Annotated in this window: 1 protein-coding gene; it reads right to left on the bottom strand. The window is 54.1% G+C overall.

What is annotated here, in order from left to right:
• A partial coding sequence (locus AC0QH1_RS09180; RefSeq protein WP_324630770.1) for a hypothetical protein occupies nucleotides 1-231 on the bottom strand: 231 nt, incomplete at both ends.

A 231-nucleotide genomic window follows, 5' to 3' on the forward strand; every position in this document is an offset into this window, starting at 1 on the left:
TTGAGGATGAGCTTTTGGATAGATTGGCGCTGCGAGTCAAACCATTCGGAGATTTGGATTAATGCTCGCGCCATCCATGTGGAGCCACCAAAGTCCGAGGAGTCCAGCCATTTTTCGAACAGGCGATCGCCTTGGGTGAGTCCCCGTTCGAGGCAAAGTTGGTGCAGCACTTGCCGCAAATTTCGACCGATTTCGAGGCCACTGACGAAGGTGTGGCGGACGAAACCGAAG

This window comes from Phormidium sp. CCY1219, assembly GCF_055795085.1.